This window comes from Paenibacillus sp. VT-400 (assembly GCF_001029205.1).
Lineage (GTDB): Bacteria > Bacillota > Bacilli > Paenibacillales > Paenibacillaceae > Paenibacillus > Paenibacillus amylolyticus.
The window spans coordinates 246273-262496 of sequence record NZ_LELF01000067.1 but is presented as its reverse complement, the minus strand read 5'-3'; the positions used below and the strand labels follow the sequence as shown (position 1 = coordinate 262496).

The 16224-nt window shown below is 46.9% G+C and carries 13 protein-coding genes; 3 read left to right on the top strand and 10 right to left on the bottom strand.

Annotated elements, in window-relative coordinates; translation table 11 throughout:
• Positions 1–54: 54 nt before the first annotated feature.
• Positions 55–1470, bottom strand: coding sequence for an ATP-binding protein (locus tag EL84_RS11845; protein WP_051449843.1), 1416 nt, complete (start codon positions 1468–1470; stop codon positions 55–57).
• Between the two features lie 415 nt (positions 1471–1885).
• Here EL84_RS11845 and EL84_RS11840 point away from each other — a divergent pair, with 415 nt between their 5' ends.
• Positions 1886–2221, top strand: coding sequence for a hypothetical protein (locus EL84_RS11840; protein WP_036672474.1), 336 nt, complete (start codon positions 1886–1888; stop codon positions 2219–2221).
• Positions 2222–2458: 237 nt separating this feature from the next.
• Here EL84_RS11840 and mglC read toward each other — a convergent pair whose 3' ends face one another.
• From mglC to EL84_RS11805, 7 genes are all read right to left on the bottom strand, one after another.
• On the bottom strand, positions 2459–3478 hold the full coding sequence (gene mglC / locus EL84_RS11835; RefSeq protein ID WP_036606383.1) for a galactose/methyl galactoside ABC transporter permease MglC: 1020 nt from the start codon (positions 3476–3478) through the stop codon (positions 2459–2461).
• Between the two features lie 15 nt (positions 3479–3493).
• Entirely contained in the window at positions 3494–4999 is a 1506-nt protein-coding gene (locus EL84_RS11830) for a sugar ABC transporter ATP-binding protein (RefSeq protein WP_047841838.1), read from the bottom strand.
• Positions 5000–5073: 74 nt separating this feature from the next.
• A complete protein-coding gene (locus EL84_RS11825; protein WP_047844125.1) occupies positions 5074–6135 on the bottom strand; it encodes a galactose ABC transporter substrate-binding protein in 1062 nt (353 codons plus the stop codon).
• A gap of 183 nt (positions 6136–6318) precedes the next feature.
• Positions 6319–7497, bottom strand: coding sequence for a substrate-binding domain-containing protein (locus EL84_RS11820; RefSeq protein ID WP_053061459.1), 1179 nt, complete (start codon positions 7495–7497; stop codon positions 6319–6321).
• Positions 7484–9271: a sensor histidine kinase gene (locus tag EL84_RS11815; RefSeq protein ID WP_047844123.1), complete on the bottom strand. Its 1788-nt coding sequence runs from the start codon at positions 9269–9271 to the stop codon at positions 7484–7486. The genes EL84_RS11820 and EL84_RS11815 overlap by 14 nt, the downstream gene beginning before the upstream one ends.
• A gap of 26 nt (positions 9272–9297) precedes the next feature.
• Positions 9298–11031 carry a response regulator gene (locus EL84_RS11810; protein ID WP_047841837.1) on the bottom strand — a complete coding sequence of 578 codons (1734 nt, stop codon included), beginning with the start codon at positions 11029–11031 and terminating at the stop codon, positions 9298–9300.
• 334 nt (positions 11032–11365) lie between these two features.
• The gene (locus EL84_RS11805; protein WP_047841836.1) at positions 11366–12268 is read right to left on the bottom strand and encodes a tyrosine-type recombinase/integrase; all 903 of its coding nucleotides are present in this window, start codon (positions 12266–12268) and stop codon (positions 11366–11368) included.
• Between the two features lie 168 nt (positions 12269–12436).
• Here EL84_RS11805 and EL84_RS11800 point away from each other — a divergent pair, with 168 nt between their 5' ends.
• Both EL84_RS11800 and EL84_RS11795 read left to right on the top strand, forming a co-directional pair.
• A complete protein-coding gene (locus tag EL84_RS11800; RefSeq protein WP_017690333.1) occupies positions 12437–12637 on the top strand; it encodes a cold-shock protein in 201 nt (66 codons plus the stop codon).
• 99 nt (positions 12638–12736) lie between these two features.
• Complete coding sequence (locus EL84_RS11795) at positions 12737–13009, top strand: HU family DNA-binding protein (protein WP_036606368.1); 273 nt, start codon at positions 12737–12739, stop codon at positions 13007–13009.
• Positions 13010–13340: 331 nt separating this feature from the next.
• Here EL84_RS11795 and EL84_RS11790 read toward each other — a convergent pair whose 3' ends face one another.
• Complete coding sequence (locus EL84_RS11790) at positions 13341–13985, bottom strand: Vat family streptogramin A O-acetyltransferase (protein WP_036606366.1); 645 nt, start codon at positions 13983–13985, stop codon at positions 13341–13343.
• 34 nt (positions 13986–14019) lie between these two features.
• Positions 14020–15708, bottom strand: coding sequence for a methyl-accepting chemotaxis protein (locus EL84_RS11785; RefSeq protein ID WP_047841835.1), 1689 nt, complete (start codon positions 15706–15708; stop codon positions 14020–14022).
• Positions 15709–16224 lie beyond the last annotated feature (516 nt).

Genomic DNA, 16224 nt, shown 5'->3' with positions numbered 1-16224 from the left:
TTATGTTTTTGTCTAATGACTATTTAATTGCTATCTCTGGGTCAGTTATATGATTTATGTCTCCATTGGCAGATGAAGCGTGAAGGTGGAACCAACCCCCATTTCACTATGGACGGTAATTTTACCATTGTGATCCTGAACGATTTTCTGGCAGAGCGCAAGTCCCAGTCCCGTACCTTCTTCTTTGGTTGTATAAAATGGATTAAAGATTGTGGATAGCGAATTTTCCGGAATGCCGCTTCCTGTATCTGTAATTGAAATGAGTACTGCGTCTCCGTCCTGCAACAAATCCATATGGACCTCACCAGGGTCTGTCATTGCTTCAAAAGCGTTACGAATCAGATTGATCAATACCTGCACAATTTTATCTCGATCCATGATGATCACAACTGGCTCATTAGTCATTTCAAGCGTAATTTGATGCCCTCGGGATGCCGCATCTGACTCGGTCAAAGACATCACTCGTTCAAGGCAGTGACCCAAATGTTCAGGCTTCATGTGATTGGCATGTGGTTTGGAAAACTGCAAAAATTCAGCTGTCAGATCGGTTACTCTCGTCACCTCACCCATAATCACTTCATACCATGGCGCGATATTAAACGCTTGTCCACGTGACAACTGCAGGAATCCCCGAATTGCGGTAAGCGGATTTCGAATTTCGTGAGCCATACCTGCGGCCAGTTCACCCACAGCCCTTAGTCTTTCGGAACGAAATACTTCTTCTTCATTTTTCAGCCATTTGCTACGCTGTTGTTGAAGAAGCCTATCTTCGGCAACCGTCATAAAGTGCTGCAACGAATCCGACATTTCCGGGTACAGGGAGATGCTATAGCTTACCTGGAGTCCTTGAAGCTGCACGGATAACAGTGACGACATTCGTTCTTCCACATCCTGTATCTCTGGCAAAACGACCGCAAATCGGTCTCCTGCATACCGGGATATGCCATAGGCCTCGGTGAAATGATTGCTGATCATCTGGCCTGTACCTGTGATTACCGTACACCAAGGATCTTCTGACTCTTTTTTAAAGCCGCTAAAGTTATTGACGTTCAAAAGGACAAGCAAAAAAGACCGTTGCTCTTCTACTGTCTTATGTAACACCTCCATGTAACCTTCGTAATTCAACAGTCCGGTAAGCGGATCATGCAGGGTCAAGAACCGATTTTTTTCCCGAAGCCTGCGCTTCTCGACCTCACTGTTGATTAAGGTATGATACAAAAAAATGATAACAACCGAGGTTAACAGGTCAAATAACGAAACCAGCAAAGCATATGTATCTACAGGCACATACGAAAGCCGAATCAACGTATATTGCAACATAAGCAGCAACGAAATCGGCAAGGTCTGCGCCAACCTTGGTTTGTCCTGGATCATTGAAATAATGAGCATATAATACAGCATGTTGCACCAGTTCAGTTCACTGAAATAGTGGAATATCCCTAGAAAAATCCACTGAAATTTTCGCAACACAGGATATCGTCTCTCCCCATAAATACTTGCTACCAATAATGTCGCCGAAAGTGACATTATTGCCATATTAGGGGTAAGCCTGAGAACATAAGAGGACAGAATGACAAGCAGACAACCTAGCGGGAATATCACCATTTTCATCGTGTAACTAAGCAAACAGCCTCGCCCCCTTTGACATAAAACTCACATCAAACAACTTATGTACATGTATTATATCGATTATGATTAGCTGATGTTGTCGATTAGTGGAGGCTCGCCAAATTCGCACGAATGTATAAATTATGAAGGCAATAGGACATATGATGTAATTGTAATCAACAAAAGTGAAACAATTCCTCTTCGCATAGATCAATATTGTGGTACAATACATTAATGGATTAATTTAGGATAAATACTTTCTTATGGAGGATATCACATGACAACACAACGAAAACCTTTCGGTCTGGGTACTCTATCTCTGCTCATACTGGCTATGGGATTCGCTTTTAACTACGGGTGGGGAGAAGAAAATTTCAGGTTAGGTTATCGACTATTCGAACTATTAAACTTGCCTATTTATAGTAACGGAGATCAAGGACTTCATATCCCCTTTGTAGCCACAGCAATCTTCTGGATCCCTACCATCTGGATAGCCAAAAAAAATCGTTCACATTATGGCTCAAGTGTTGCCTGTAACGTGGCTGCGTTTATGCTAGTGTTTTGCATTATTGGCCCTATAATTACTGTCGTAGATTGGTTTGTAAATGCATAACAATTAAAGCCAGCTCTCTATATCCCGAGGGCTGGCTTCTTTGCTGCTTTTCCATATAAGATGAACAAATTGTTTACACGATAACGTAGAGGACAGAAATAACCTGAAGAAGCGGAGCGTTCGCCTTTATCCCCGGATTTTCACTTCTTTAGAAGGGAATTAAAAAATCTGGGGATAACAGCGATCAGAAGGTTGTTCTGTCATCGGAGTGACTGGTGTAACCTCTTGAGGCTCATCTTATTTTTTCGCCATATACTTACGGATATCAAAAGCCACCGCAGCAACAATGATCAATCCTTTGATAATCAACTGCCAGTATGGACTTACACCGATAAACGTCAGACCATAGTTAATGACCCCGAAGATCAGCACACCCGCCATAACCCCAGGTACCGTTCCAATACCTCCTGCCGTTGATACGCCGCCTACCACACATGCGGCAATTGCATCCAGTTCATACATGTTACCGTAATTGTTTGTTGCTCCACCTGTGCGTGCTGCCTCAAGCACACCACCCAGGCCATACAACGCACCCGCAATGGCATACAGCGCAACCAGATTGCGAGCCACATGAATCCCGGATACATGCGCTGCCTGAATGTTGCCACCGATTGCGTACATGTTTTTGCCGAGACGTGTTTTGTTAAAGATTACCCAGCAGATTAATGCCACCGCAATAGCAATGAGGACAATATACGGGATGGAATAACCTCCGCCCAGATCAATGTATCCAGAGCCAATGACGGTAAAATCGGGTCTCAATCCTCCGATCGGCTGTGACTGGTTGGGTTCCGTATCAAAATAAATGGAGTTCAGTCCGTACACAGCAACCATTGTGCCCAGCGTTGCGATAAATGGGGGCACATGTAATTTGGCGACAATCAGTCCATTTACCAATCCCACGAATAGACCTGCGGTAATCCCGACAAGGATCGGCAGACCCACCCATAACTGCGGCAGATCGGGGAAGAAGCGATTGGCATATTCATCAATTTGCAACATCGATGCTGATACAACCGCTGTCAGACCAACCACCCGTCCAGCGGATAGATCGACCCCGCCCGTGACAAGGATAAAGGCTGCACCGAGCGCAATAATGGCCCGTGTGGAGGACTGCTGTAAGATGTCCCGCAGTGTGGAGAAGGCCAGAAAATTCGGATCAGCAATCGCAATACCAATAATGAGCAGGATCAGTACGATAAAGATGGCGCGCTGTGTTACATATTGTTTCACTTGATTGATCATCTGTGTGTTCATCTGTTTCCCTCCTGACTAAGCCATCCGCTGCTGCGCGGCCAGCCTCATAATATCCTGCTCTGTTGCCTCGGCTCCGTCCACGATTCCGGTGAGACGCCCTTCGCTCATCACCATAATGCGATCCGACATACCCAACAGTTCGGGCATCTCTGAGCTAATCATGATAATGCTTTTGCCCTGACGAGCCAGTTCCGTAATAATGGTGTAAATCTCAAACTTGGCTCCTACATCAATTCCACGTGTCGGTTCATCCAGTAGCAGAATCTCCGGGTCGGTCAGCAACCAGCGCGCTAACAGAACTTTCTGTTGATTGCCGCCAGACAGGTTTCGAATCAGCGTGTTAACTGAAGGTGTTTTGGTTCTGAACTTCTGCGTCTGCTCACGTGCCTCTTCGCGGCCCTTTTTCTCGTCCAGCAAGCCCACACGATTTCGGTAGCGCCCCAGACTGGCAATGATCGTGTTCTCATACACCGACAACACGGGGAAAATCCCAGTGACCCTTCGTTCTTCCGTGAGCAACGCAATGTTATGACGCTTTGCTGCTGCGGGGGAGTTAATCTTCACCTTGCGCCCATGAATCGAAATCGTACCTGAAGCGAGTCCGCGCAGTCCAAACAAGGACTCAATCAGTTCTGTCCGCTGTGCTCCAACCAGGCCGCCAATGCCAAGCACTTCACCTTTTCGCAGCTCAAAGGATACATCACAAAACGATTTGGACTGGCTTGATGTCAGACCCTCGGCTTTTAATATCACTTCACCTGGTACGTTCGTCCGTTCCGGGAAACGTTCGTCCAGATCACGGCCAACCATACGCGTAATGATCAGATCTGTCGTTAGATCAGCGGCATCCCATGTCCCGACAACGAAGCCATCACGCATGATTGTCACTTCATCCGAGATCGTCAGGATCTCCTCCATCTTGTGTGAAATATAGATAATGGATACGCCGCGACTGCGCAGTTCATTAATAATGGCAAATAGCTGATCCACTTCCTTGCCTGTCAGGGAAGAAGTTGGCTCATCCATGACGATGACTTTGGATTGAAAAGAGACCGCCTTGGCAATTTCCATGGATTGAATCTTGGAGACAGACAGTGTTCCCGCCTGAGCCTTCGGATCAATATCCAGGTTCAAGTCCTTGAACAGCGCCAGCGTATCGGTATACATCCGTTTCTCGTCCACCAGTATTCCCCTCATCGGAAAACGACCCAGCCATATATTCTCCATCACCGGACGATGCGGGACCGGATTCAGCTCCTGATGAATCATGGATATGCCTTGCTGAAGTGCCGCTTTGGAATTCGGAATATCCACATCCTTTCCTTCGATACGTATCGTTCCTTCATCCGGGTGATACATGCCGAACAGACATTTCATAAGTGTGGATTTCCCCGCTCCATTCTCTCCCATCAAGGCGTGAACCGTCCCCGGCTTTACTTTCAATGTGACCTGACTTAGTGCCTGCACACCCGGAAATGCTTTGGAAACTCCATTCATCTCCAGCAGGTAAGGTGACTCCATCTTGGTTCCTCCCTTCCATATGACCGTCAAAAAAGGGACGCTACCCGAATGTCGGACGTCCCTGTCTCGTGCTGTTATTGGGCGTCGGCGATGTTGTCTTTTGTAATCTTTTTGTATGCAATCCAGACGTATTTACCATCTGTAATGTCGTATTTGGTATTTTCCTTTGTTGGTGTCTCACCTTTGGCAAGTACGGAAGCCAGTGCCACCGTGGCTGCACCCTGATTCTTGGCATCATTAAGCACCGTGCCCAGCATTGTACCATCCTGGAGAGCCTGAATGGCTGGAGCTGTTGCATCCACACCTACCACCGGCATGGATTTGCCATCTTTGAAGTATCCGGCTGCTTTCAATGCCTCAATGGCTCCCAAGGCCATGTCATCATTGTTTGCGAGAACGGCTTCAATCTTGTCACCATGGGAAGCCAGGAACGCCTGCATTTTCTCCTGACCTTTCACCCGGTCCCACATCGCCGTGTCTTCCGCCAGTGCTTCCACTTCGATTCCGGCATCCTGAATCGCCTGAACCGAATATTTGGTTCGAAGCTCTGCATCCTGGTGACCCGGTTCCCCTTTCAGCATGACGTATTGCAGTTTGCCATCGCCGTTTTTGTCCGCTTCCGGATGTGCTTTCCAGTAATCCACAATCAGCTGACCGGAGATCGTACCGGACTCCTCCGCTTTTGCTCCTACGTAGTACACTTTATCCCATTTGTTCATATCTTCAGCCACTGGCTCACGGTTGAGGAATACCACTGGAATGTTCGCTGCCTTAGCCTTGTCAATGATGACACCTGCCGCCGTCCGGTCCACCGGGTTCACGGCCATTGCATTATATTTCTTAGACACAAACAGATCCACTTTCTCATTCTGGGTCGGCTGTGCATTCTGGCTATCCACGATATCCAGAGTCGCAACGCCTTCCGCTGCTGCGGTCATGGCATTACGTACACCCGTCATGAATGTATCGTCAAATTTGTAGATGGCAACACCAATCTTTGGCGTTTCCGTACCGGCTGCTGTCTGGCCTCCTGTATCTGTTCCCGTATTTCCACCTGCGCTGTCTCCGCCGCTACTACACCCCGCCGCCACAACCATACATGCCGTAATCAACAGTGTCATCCACGTTTTCTTCATATTCTTCATATCCTAATGACCTCCCCCAAGTTCATTCGGCTTCACCGATGTCTTTATTATGAAAGGGTTTACATTAAATTCGAATACAATATCTTCACCTGTTCTATCGAAATCTTCCTCAAGTTAACAAACACCTTAATTTCGTCATTCAGTATTCGTTCCGGCACTCGTTCCAGCATTGGTTCATTGAACAAAAGGAAACAACAGCTTCTGGTTATCCATCCAGAACATATTGTCTGTACTAACCAGCTTGGTCTCAAGTAACACTCTCGCTTGCACCTGTTGATTGTTCAGCCGCGCAACGGCTTGATTCAATCCCAGATAACCTGCACTGTATCCATTCTGGACGATGAGATGATCAAAGACCCCTTCTTGCAATTGCTCCAGTTGCTGTTGTTCACTGCCAAACCCAACAATCCTTACCTTTTCCGCCGATTTGCGTCGATTCAGTTCATCGGCTGCTCCCAGAGAAGCAGGTTCCTGAAGAGTAATGAAGCCATCCACCTCCTGCTGGTCCAGCAATTGCTTCGCAGTCTGCCAACATCCATCCCGTGTATTACATATCGATTTGGGTTCCGCTTGAATATTAGGATACTGTACCAAGGCTTCCATAACTCCCTGCTCTCTCTGAATAAGACCAGAATTAAGAGGATCGGGGCCCAATAAAGCCACATGCCCTTTCCCTTCCAGAAGCTCCGCCATAGCCTGGCCGGCCTGTCTTCCCGCCTCAACATTATCCATCGAGATGAAACTGGTGATGCCTTTCACGGGAAATTCATCGTTAAGCACAATGACAGGAACAATGGTTCCATCGGAATTTGTTGTCTGTGCCTCCTGAATGATGTCACTAAGGGCCTTCTCACTTAGGGGATCAACCAATAGAGCTGATGCCCCCTGCTTCAGAGCCGATGCTGCGGCCTCCACTTGAGCCTGCTCTCGCGCACTGCGAGACAACGTTCCACGGCCTGCATTGGCCTGCTTAACCTGCATCTGACTTCCAGCAGAGTCCAGAATGGCAGGCGTGTACACATCACCATCGGAAGGGTATGCTTCCACAGTAATCAGTTCGGCTCCGTTCTCTTTGGCAGCCGCTTCGGCGCCAAGCCGGATAGCTTCCGCAAGTTCCCCTGTCCCAGCTGGCGTAATCAGCGCGATACGTGGCGGCACTGCCGTAGCATCGGGACTCGATAAGCCACAGGCGCTGCATATGAGCAGACAGCAGCTTGCAGCTGTCTGGGTTACTAACCGACGTTTCCGGATTCCAGGAAAGATCGCAGCAACCTTTTTCCAAAACGTACGAATGTATGACCCTACAACTCTGTGGCTGTGGATATCGCCCCTATTCTCCTTATTGTCTGTCATTAGGCTCGCCCTCCTTCTGCTGCGATTGAATGGGAATCCGAACCCAGACCGTGGTGCCTTCTTCCAACTCACTTGCAAATTCAAGGCCATATGCCTCCCCATAATAGAGCCGGATTCGGTCATGGACGTTGCGTACAGCTACGCCTGATCCTGCACCGCTTTTGACAACCGGACTGCCACTCAATAATCCCGACATCTGTTCTTCCGTCATGCCAACCCCATTATCTGTAATGCGAAACACCAGCTTGTTGTCCTCACGATAAACATCAACCTCAATACTTCCTTCGTCCATGTGGTACTCGATGCCATGAACAATGGCGTTCTCAATCAGGGGCTGGAGCACCAGCTTTAATGTCAGGCAATCCAGAAGCGTATCATCGGCCTTAATGGTAAAGTTGAATTTGCGCTTGAACCTCATCTGCTGAATCGTCAAATAATGCTGCGCATGCTCCAGCTCTTCCCTGATCGTGATAATCGTTTTGCCTTGACTGAGACTGATGCGGAACAGGCGCGAAAGAGACGTGATCATCGTAATCACTTCCTCATTGCGGCTCATGCCTACCATGCGCACTACTGAATTCAGAGTATTATATAGAAAATGTGGATTGATCTGGGCCTGCAAGGCTTCCAGCTCCAGACGCCGCTTCTGCTCCTGTTCATGGATGATCTCATCCATCAAGGTTCGGATTTTATTGACCATCAGGTTGAAGCGACGGGATAGTCGTTCCACCTCCAGCGGCCCTTCAATAGGCAACTCCACGTTGAAATCCCCGCGCTCCACGGCCTTCATCTTACGTTCCATTCGCCGGATCGGACGAGTCAGACTGGAGGAAAGAAACAGGGATACGAGAATGACCAGTACCAGTACAACGACCAATACACGAATGAGATATCCGTTCACTTCCTGACGCGTTGTCATAATCTCATCCAGATAAGCAACACCGACGATTTTCCACCCGATATTGGCAACGGACTTTACGGTATTCAGCCTTTTCTGCCCATCTGCTTCATCTTCGTAACTGCCGGAAGCCACCAAAGCCTGTTCGATATTCTCGCTTTTGAGTCCCATATACATCAATTGTTGCTGCGGATGGTACACGATATTGCCCGCACTCTCATCGATGATATACACGTATCCTCGTTGCCCCAGACTGACCCGACGGCTCAGTTCATCCATCTGTTTGAAATTGATATCGACCAGCAGGATAACCTGCCGATCCTGACCATTTTGCCGTATCGTTATACCTTTGCTCATGGAAACGACCCATTTATATGGGCCTGTGTATATGTTCTGAATATGAGGTAACGAGAAACTCAGGTGATCCGGCACACGAAGCGCAGACTGAAACCACCCTTGCTGTGTCACATGGGCGCTGGTTTTTAATTCGGCTGTAGGTCGGTTCTTGAGCAATTTCCCCGTGGAATCAAGCAGAGTAATCGAGATGATATCCTCACGACTGCTGAGCAGTGTATCAAGCTGTTTGTCCACCAGTTCCCCTTCCCATGTCCCGTCACGCAACATGTGTTCCTCAATGGCACGGTACAGATGCGACATACTGCGGACGTAATCCTCCAGGTTATAACTGACCTGATCCACAATCTGTCTCGTCGTGAGTTCCGCACTTCGCTCGGCAGCCTGCGTGAACTTGTCATGCAGAAGCATCGCCATGATGGTTAGCACCAAGACGATGAAAACGGAAAAGGACCACGTAATAATAAACCGGATACTGCTGACTCTGGACGAACGCAAACGAGAGCGTAATTGAGGTCCCATGGACTTTACCCATCTGGACAACAACTTCATCGGATTGAACCTTCACTTGCCGCCTGGGAAGCCTGTTTACGATATTCTTTGGGCGAGACACCAATATGTTTTTTGAAACAAAAACTGAAGTAGTTGGGTTCGGCAAAGCCAACCTGCTCCGCAATTTCAAACGACTTCAGCTCGGTCGAGCGAAGCAGTTCACGCGCTGCCTCCATTCGGATCTGCATCAGGTACTGCAGGAAGGTAAGTTGTACTTCTTTTTTGAAAATGCCACAAAAATAACCGGAGCTGATATGCAAATGCCCGCACACCTTCTGAATGGACAGGTCCGGGTCGGCATAATGCTCTTTCGTGAAGACTAACGCCTGCTCGACAATATCTTTGTATACATGCTGGCGTCCGCTCGCAATGCGATGTTGCACGAGTAGACAGACCTCCTGTACCTTCTTCTGTGCCTCAGTGAGTCCCGGCAGTCGGAACAAATCCGCATACAACTGGAACCCTGCACCAAAGATGTCTTCCATCGCTTCTCCTGATGCCTGTGCTGCCTTCCATACTGTTGTTAATATTTCAATTAAATAGAGCTGAATATCACTTCGCCCGTGTTCCACTGTAATTTCCCGGAAAATGATCGCCAGTGCTTCCTCCAGCTCTGCTTGTGTACCTGCCTTCAGGCATCGTGTCAACGTCTGCTGCTTCAACTCGTCGAACCGCAGCTTGCCCGCCGTCTGTCGCTCCACGTCTGCAATGTATATGATTGAATCTGTCCCAGGCACAAGCCGATAATCCAACGCCAGCAAGGCATCTTCATAGGCATGATTCACATCCGCGAGTGTATCCACAATCTGACCAGAGCCTACTGTAGCCGGGATACGTAAGTAGTGATTGATGCTGCGCATCACATTTTCCAATGCTTTCTGTTGCCGTTTCGCTCCATCTGTACCGCCCGTGCGATCCACATAGAGCAGGACAATCGTCTCCTGATGCATAAAAGCATGACCAGCCCCATGCTCCGCCCAAACTTCTGCCGCAATGTTAAGTGCCGCAAAGCGTTTCAGCTCAGCATCCTCAGATTGACGCAAGGAACCTCCAGGAACGAATATCTCAGACTGATCCGCTTCCTCGGATGTTGTTGGGTTATGTCGCTGTGGGGGCTCGATGAATACTCCCTCAGACTTCTCCTTATGTACATCTCCATCCATATGCAGTGTCAATACGGACACACCATAACGTTCTCCTGTCAGATCCAATCCGCATTGTTTGGCTTTACTATGAATATATGTCGAGGACTTCTGCCGATGGAGCAAGGTCGCCATCAGATCTGCCTGTAATAAAGGCAAACTGGTATGATAGTGCTCACGCAGCTGCTGTACATCTTCACGCTCAGCCACTTCAGCCGCCATCTGAGCGCGCAGTCTTGTGAGCAGTTCGGTGAGATGTCCTGCCGAGAACGGCTTCAGCAGATATTCATCCACACTTAACGAGATGGCTTGCCTCGCATAATCAAATTCATCATATCCAGTCAAAATGACCACCTTCACGAGTGGATTACGTTTCCTCAATCTTTGAGCGAGTTCCAGACCATTCATGAATGGCATGCTGATATCCGTCACCACAATGTCCGGCTCCACCCGCTCCGACATCTCCAATGCTTCACGCCCATTCTCAGCCAAACCGACAATCCGCAGATCGAGCGCTTCCCAATCGACCTCTACAACAAGTCCTTCACGCACATCTTCTTCATCATCCACCAGCAGTACCCGGTACACGTTTGGATTCCTCCCTTTTGATGCCGGCCTTAGCCCTATCAACGAATATATATGTAGCATTGTGAATCATTTGATTTCTTATTGCTCACCGAATTGAAGCAAAATGCAAAGGCTCATGTTGATCTGTTCCAAGGTTGCCATCATAATATACAATATTATCAGGGATATGTAATCGCTTTCTTTGTTAGAGGTAAGGCAACCCTGTCGGGCAGTGCCTAAGTGAAATGTGAAGGATCGTATATGAATGCTAAAGGTAGGTTAAAGTAATACAAACACTTAAAATTTCGAAGTACTTCTAATAAGAGGTGTTTTCATTCTGACTATAATTCAGTCTTCATTCTTGTTCTTTACGATGATTCGTACTTAATGCTTTAAAATAAATCATTGTTGTATCTGGGTTGGTGTGTCCCATTATCTCGGCCAAACGGTGCAGTGGCGTATGCTCAGCCATGGCGTAGCCAAAACGATGACGCAGGTCGTGTGAACTCAGTCCTTCCAGCCCTGCTGTTATCATTACTTTTTTAATCAGATGACGCAATGCTCTCTCCGTTAAACGATCATTTGTCTTCTCTGAAGGAAAAAGGTACGCACGATCGGTAGCAAGATCAGATAAGTACTGATTCAACATGACAACACACTGCATATTCAGAGGGATCTTACGTTGCACGTTGCGTTTATCTGCGCTCACTGTCAGGTGACCGCTTCGTCTACCAATTTCGATATCATGAGGCTTGAGGTTGCATACCTCCATCGTTCGCAAGCCTGTGTGAAACATAAGGGTGAGGATGGTCTGATCACGAAGGGAATTACCGTACTCCACTGCCGCGAGGAATGCCTGCTCTTCTTCCAATGTCATTCGACGTGGACTTACTTTGTCTTCCGGAATGAATTTTAATGGTTTGGAAGGGTCATGACTGAGCCTGGATTCCAAGACAGCCCATTTGAAAAAACGCTTCAGCGTAATCAATCTCCGGTTAATGGTGGCTGGTTTCAATAACATAACTTTGTGAGCATCTTCACGATAACTGACTAACGTGGATGTATCCACATCTTCAATTCGCAGTGAGAACTCTTCGCTGAGCATGGTGCTTTCCTTGTACCATTCGATAAAGTGCTTCAGATCACTTGCATATTCCTTCACGGTTTTGGGATGTAATTCTCCCTCTTTAGCAAGCATATGTATGAATTCCTCTACTGTCGGTTCCCGCTGCACCGAAACCCCTGATGACTGATTCATTAGAAAATACCTCCAAATCTTGACTTATATTAGCGGACATGGTATTATCATATTAATCGATACATTAGCGGACATCAAGTTCGTGGTTTAAATGCACCAGGTGAGTGTCAATTTTAAATTATACTCGTCATAATGATCGGCTAAAAACTTATTTTTTGGAGGAATCACATGCAAACAGGTACAGTGAAATGGTTCAACGCGGATAAAGGATTCGGCTTTATCGAAACTGAAGAAGGAACAGATGTATTCGTTCATTTCAGTGCAATTCAAGGTGAAGGTTACAAATCTTTGGACGAAGGTCAACGCGTTCAATTTGAAGTAACTCAAGGTAACCGTGGACCACAAGCTGAGAACGTTACTAAACTTTAATTATATGAAAGCTGCCTTATTAATAAGGCAGCTTTTTATTTACACATATGTGTCACAGCAAAGTTTCCACATCCCAAGAATGAAAGCGAGGTATTCCCCATGGATAAAGAACAATTGATCACAGAAGTAGCCAAGGCTGGCGGTTTCTCCAAGAAGAATGCTGAAAAAGCTGTAACCGTTGTATTGGATTCGATTCTCGAAGCTCTCAAAGAAGGCAAAGAAGTTCAACTGGTCGGATTCGGGAAATTTGAAGTGCAGAAGCGTGAGGCAAGAACGGGAAGAAGCCGGAAAACAGGCAAAGAAATTCAACTACCTGCAGGTAAAGTTCCTGTATTCACAGCAGGTTTAAGCATGAAAGAAGCTTTAAATTAAACAACGCAACAACTTATTGAAAAGAGGTTTTTATTCAAACACACAATGATAATATGGATTTAAATGTCGTGTTTACTACCGTTGATGATATCATTAACTTTTATTCAGGCAAACAGACAAACTCGGATCATACAGAAAATCACACTCATTTGAAGCCCCCATCAACAAAGTCTGATTGTACCCTACGACCACCCACCCGTTAAATTAACATTTCATCTTGGACAACAAGAGGCCCTGATCCGCTCAAAACGGTCCAGGGCCTGATTTGCTTGGAAGCCGGCTCCATCAGGAACCAGCTTTTTTTGTCTTTTAAGCACAATGCACATCCATCCTATTTGCTGTTCAGAAGTTCGCGCAAGATCTGTAGATCATATGTAGAGACAAGACGTTCCAAATGCGTATCCAGCCATTCCTCATCCTGATCCCACCACTTCAATTCCAGCAGCAGTGCAATCGTCTCTTCGTCAAAACGCTTTTTAACAGTCTTGGCTGGATTACCACCCACAATCGTATAGGGTTCAATGTCCTTAACAACGGTTGAATTGGAGGCAACAATTGCCCCGTCTCCAATCGTGATACCAGGCATGATCGTTACATTTTGTCCAAGCCATACATCGTTCCCCAGTACCGTGTCACCCTTATATGGAAGTTGTTCCAGTGTAGGTGTCACACGCTCCCATCCTCCACCAAAAATGTTGAACGGATACGTGGTCATGCCCTCCATCCGATGATTCGCACCATTCATAATGAATGTCACACCTTCCGCAATTGCACAGAAATTTCCAATGATCAAGCGATCACCAATAAAGTCATAATGATGCTGTATCCGGTCATAGAATTGCTCTGGCGGATTTGTGTTGTCACTATAATACGTATAATCACCGATGTCCACGTTGGAACGCGGCGGCAGGTTTTGAATGTAACATACCGTACGGATATTCTCATTCGGGAAAAGTTTTGTTTTATCAGGGGCCATATGAAGTCCCTCCTTTTCCCTATTGTAACAGATATTAAATCTTAAACGGACTAAGTGAGGTCTGCAGCTCTGTGGACACATCAGACAAAATAGCCGCAGATGCCTTGATCTGCTCTACCGACTTGAGCTGTTCATGGACAGAATCGGCAGCCTGTTGTGAATTGGTACTAGCCGTTTGCGCATGACGAGCGATCTCATGCACAGAAGCCACGATCTGTTCCACGCCTGCGGACATCTCTTCACTTGTCGCAGCCATGTCCTCAATCTCTGTAGCCATACGCAGGTTTGTATCCCGGATCAGGCTGAAGTTTTGCTCCGTTTCCCGGGTCAAGCGCAGTCCTTCCTGTACTTCGTCCTTCACTCTCGACATGGCCGATAGCGATTGCTGCATATCTTGTTCCATGGCTTCGACCAGTTCTTCAATACGATCTGAAGAGTCTCCGGCTTGTTCAGCCAGTTTACGAACCTCGGTAGATACAACGGCAAATCCTCTGCCATGCTCCCCTGCTCTTGCTGCTTCAATGGATGCATTGAGGGCAAGCAGATTCGTTTGATTTGCAATCTCATGAATGGCGGAAACCATCTGGCTAATCTGTGCCGACTTCCCTTCCAGCATACGAATGACTTCATCCGTTGTGGTAACGGAAGATTCAATGGTAGACATCTGCTGAACGGTAAGTTGCACCGCTTCACCTCCGGTTTCAGCCTGTTTGCGTGAATACAAAGCAGAGTCCGAGATGCTGGAGGCCTTGTCCGCCATGCGTTGTACGGCTATCGCCACTTCTTCCATGGCCTGCAGATTTTTTTCTGTACTAATTGTCTGACTCTCGGCTCCTTGTGCGACTTGTTCAACGGAGGATGCAATCTGCGCCGATTCTTTGGACGTTTGGTCCGCAATCTTCAGTAGCAGCCCAGTCGATTGCTCTGCTTTCTCCGCAGCTTGAAGTCCTCCTTGAATGATGACCTGGAGATTACTTCTCATCTCATTGTATCCCATGCCCAGCATGCCAATCTCGTCTTGGACGTTGTCCACAACTGGCTGTGTGAAATCGCCCGTACCCGCACGTTTAATCGCTACGGATACCCGTTCGATTCTTACTCTCACCCTGCGAACGTACAGCAGGATCAGGGTAATTGCGACTAACATTGCAAGCAGGAATACGATCAGGAATGTCTTGAGGAACGAGGAGATAATCACATCAATTAACGATTGAGAAGCGCCAACATAGAAAATTCCGATAATCTCTCCGGATGCGTTCTTGATTGGTTCATAGGCCGTCTGATATTTCTGACCCACAACCACGGCTTCACCGAAGTATTTTTCCCCTTGCTGCAAAACGGTCTGGGCGACCTCGTCCGATACCTTCGTGCCGACAGCACGCTTTCCGTCCACCATGACATTTGTTGCAACACGTTCGTCACCTCGGAAGATCGTCACTGTGTCCCCAGACGCTTGTCCAATCTCATCCACCAGTTCGAAATTGCCTTCCAGCGGGGTATCTCCCTTGAATAATTGTCCGTTCTTAATGGCCCAATCTCCTGGATGCTTATATGTAATGATACTATTCGCCATCTCCAAATCTCGCTTTGCCTTCTCTGTAGCAAATGTCGTGATCCCCTGCTTCATCTCCAGGATTACACTTACCGCCACGGCTGATGAGAAGACGATAAATATACTGATAACGATCAAACTGATTTTGGTACCGATGCTCATGCTTCGCATGTGTGTGAGCCACCCTTTTCCCTATGTAATTGTGGGGATATTCAAGCCAATTTCGATTCCGTTTCGAATATCACTATAGTCTTATCGGTAGGAGTGATCACAATATTTATAATATTTCAGTGACTTTTATCACAGTAATCAAAATTAAAAATCTAATATTTTACGCATTATCCGTAATCATGTAAGAATGTTCTGCTGTCTGGAAATTTAGAGGAGCTGTATAAGTTGAACTAAAGAATATATACCTGGATACTCCGATGACAGATGACAGAACAACCTTCCGATCGCTGTTATCCCCAGATTTTTCGATTCCTTTTATAAAGGGGTAGATCCGGGGATAACATATGCTTCCGATGCAGCTTGCTCAGAAAGCTTTTAGGCGAACGTTCCGCTTCTTCAGGTTCTTTCTGTCCTCTACGTTTCATGTAGAAGTGTTTAGTTCAATTTATGTTGCCAACCACATATTCAAGTGTTATATTTATGTTGCCAACAACACAATTAAGAAAGTTGAGGTAC

Bases quoted from the DNA above. Each gene is read 5' to 3' on its own strand.
- EL84_RS11785 (WP_047841835.1), bottom strand. From the start codon at position 15,708: ATGCGAAGCATGAGCATCGGTACCAAAATCAGTTTGATCGTTATCAGT.
- EL84_RS11805 (WP_047841836.1), bottom strand. From the start codon at position 12,268: ATGAATCAGTCATCAGGGGTTTCGGTGCAGCGGGAACCGACAGTAGAG.
- EL84_RS11790 (WP_036606366.1), bottom strand. From the start codon at position 13,985: ATGGCCCCTGATAAAACAAAACTTTTCCCGAATGAGAATATCCGTACG.
- EL84_RS11840 (WP_036672474.1), top strand. From the start codon at position 1,886: ATGACAACACAACGAAAACCTTTCGGTCTGGGTACTCTATCTCTGCTC.
- EL84_RS11795 (WP_036606368.1), top strand. From the start codon at position 12,737: ATGGATAAAGAACAATTGATCACAGAAGTAGCCAAGGCTGGCGGTTTC.
- mglC (WP_036606383.1), bottom strand. From the start codon at position 3,478: ATGAACACACAGATGATCAATCAAGTGAAACAATATGTAACACAGCGC.
- EL84_RS11820 (WP_053061459.1), bottom strand. From the start codon at position 7,497: ATGACAGACAATAAGGAGAATAGGGGCGATATCCACAGCCACAGAGTT.
- EL84_RS11830 (WP_047841838.1), bottom strand. From the start codon at position 4,999: ATGGAGTCACCTTACCTGCTGGAGATGAATGGAGTTTCCAAAGCATTT.
- EL84_RS11815 (WP_047844123.1), bottom strand. From the start codon at position 9,271: ATGGGACCTCAATTACGCTCTCGTTTGCGTTCGTCCAGAGTCAGCAGT.
- EL84_RS11825 (WP_047844125.1), bottom strand. From the start codon at position 6,135: ATGAAGAAAACGTGGATGACACTGTTGATTACGGCATGTATGGTTGTG.
- EL84_RS11800 (WP_017690333.1), top strand. From the start codon at position 12,437: ATGCAAACAGGTACAGTGAAATGGTTCAACGCGGATAAAGGATTCGGC.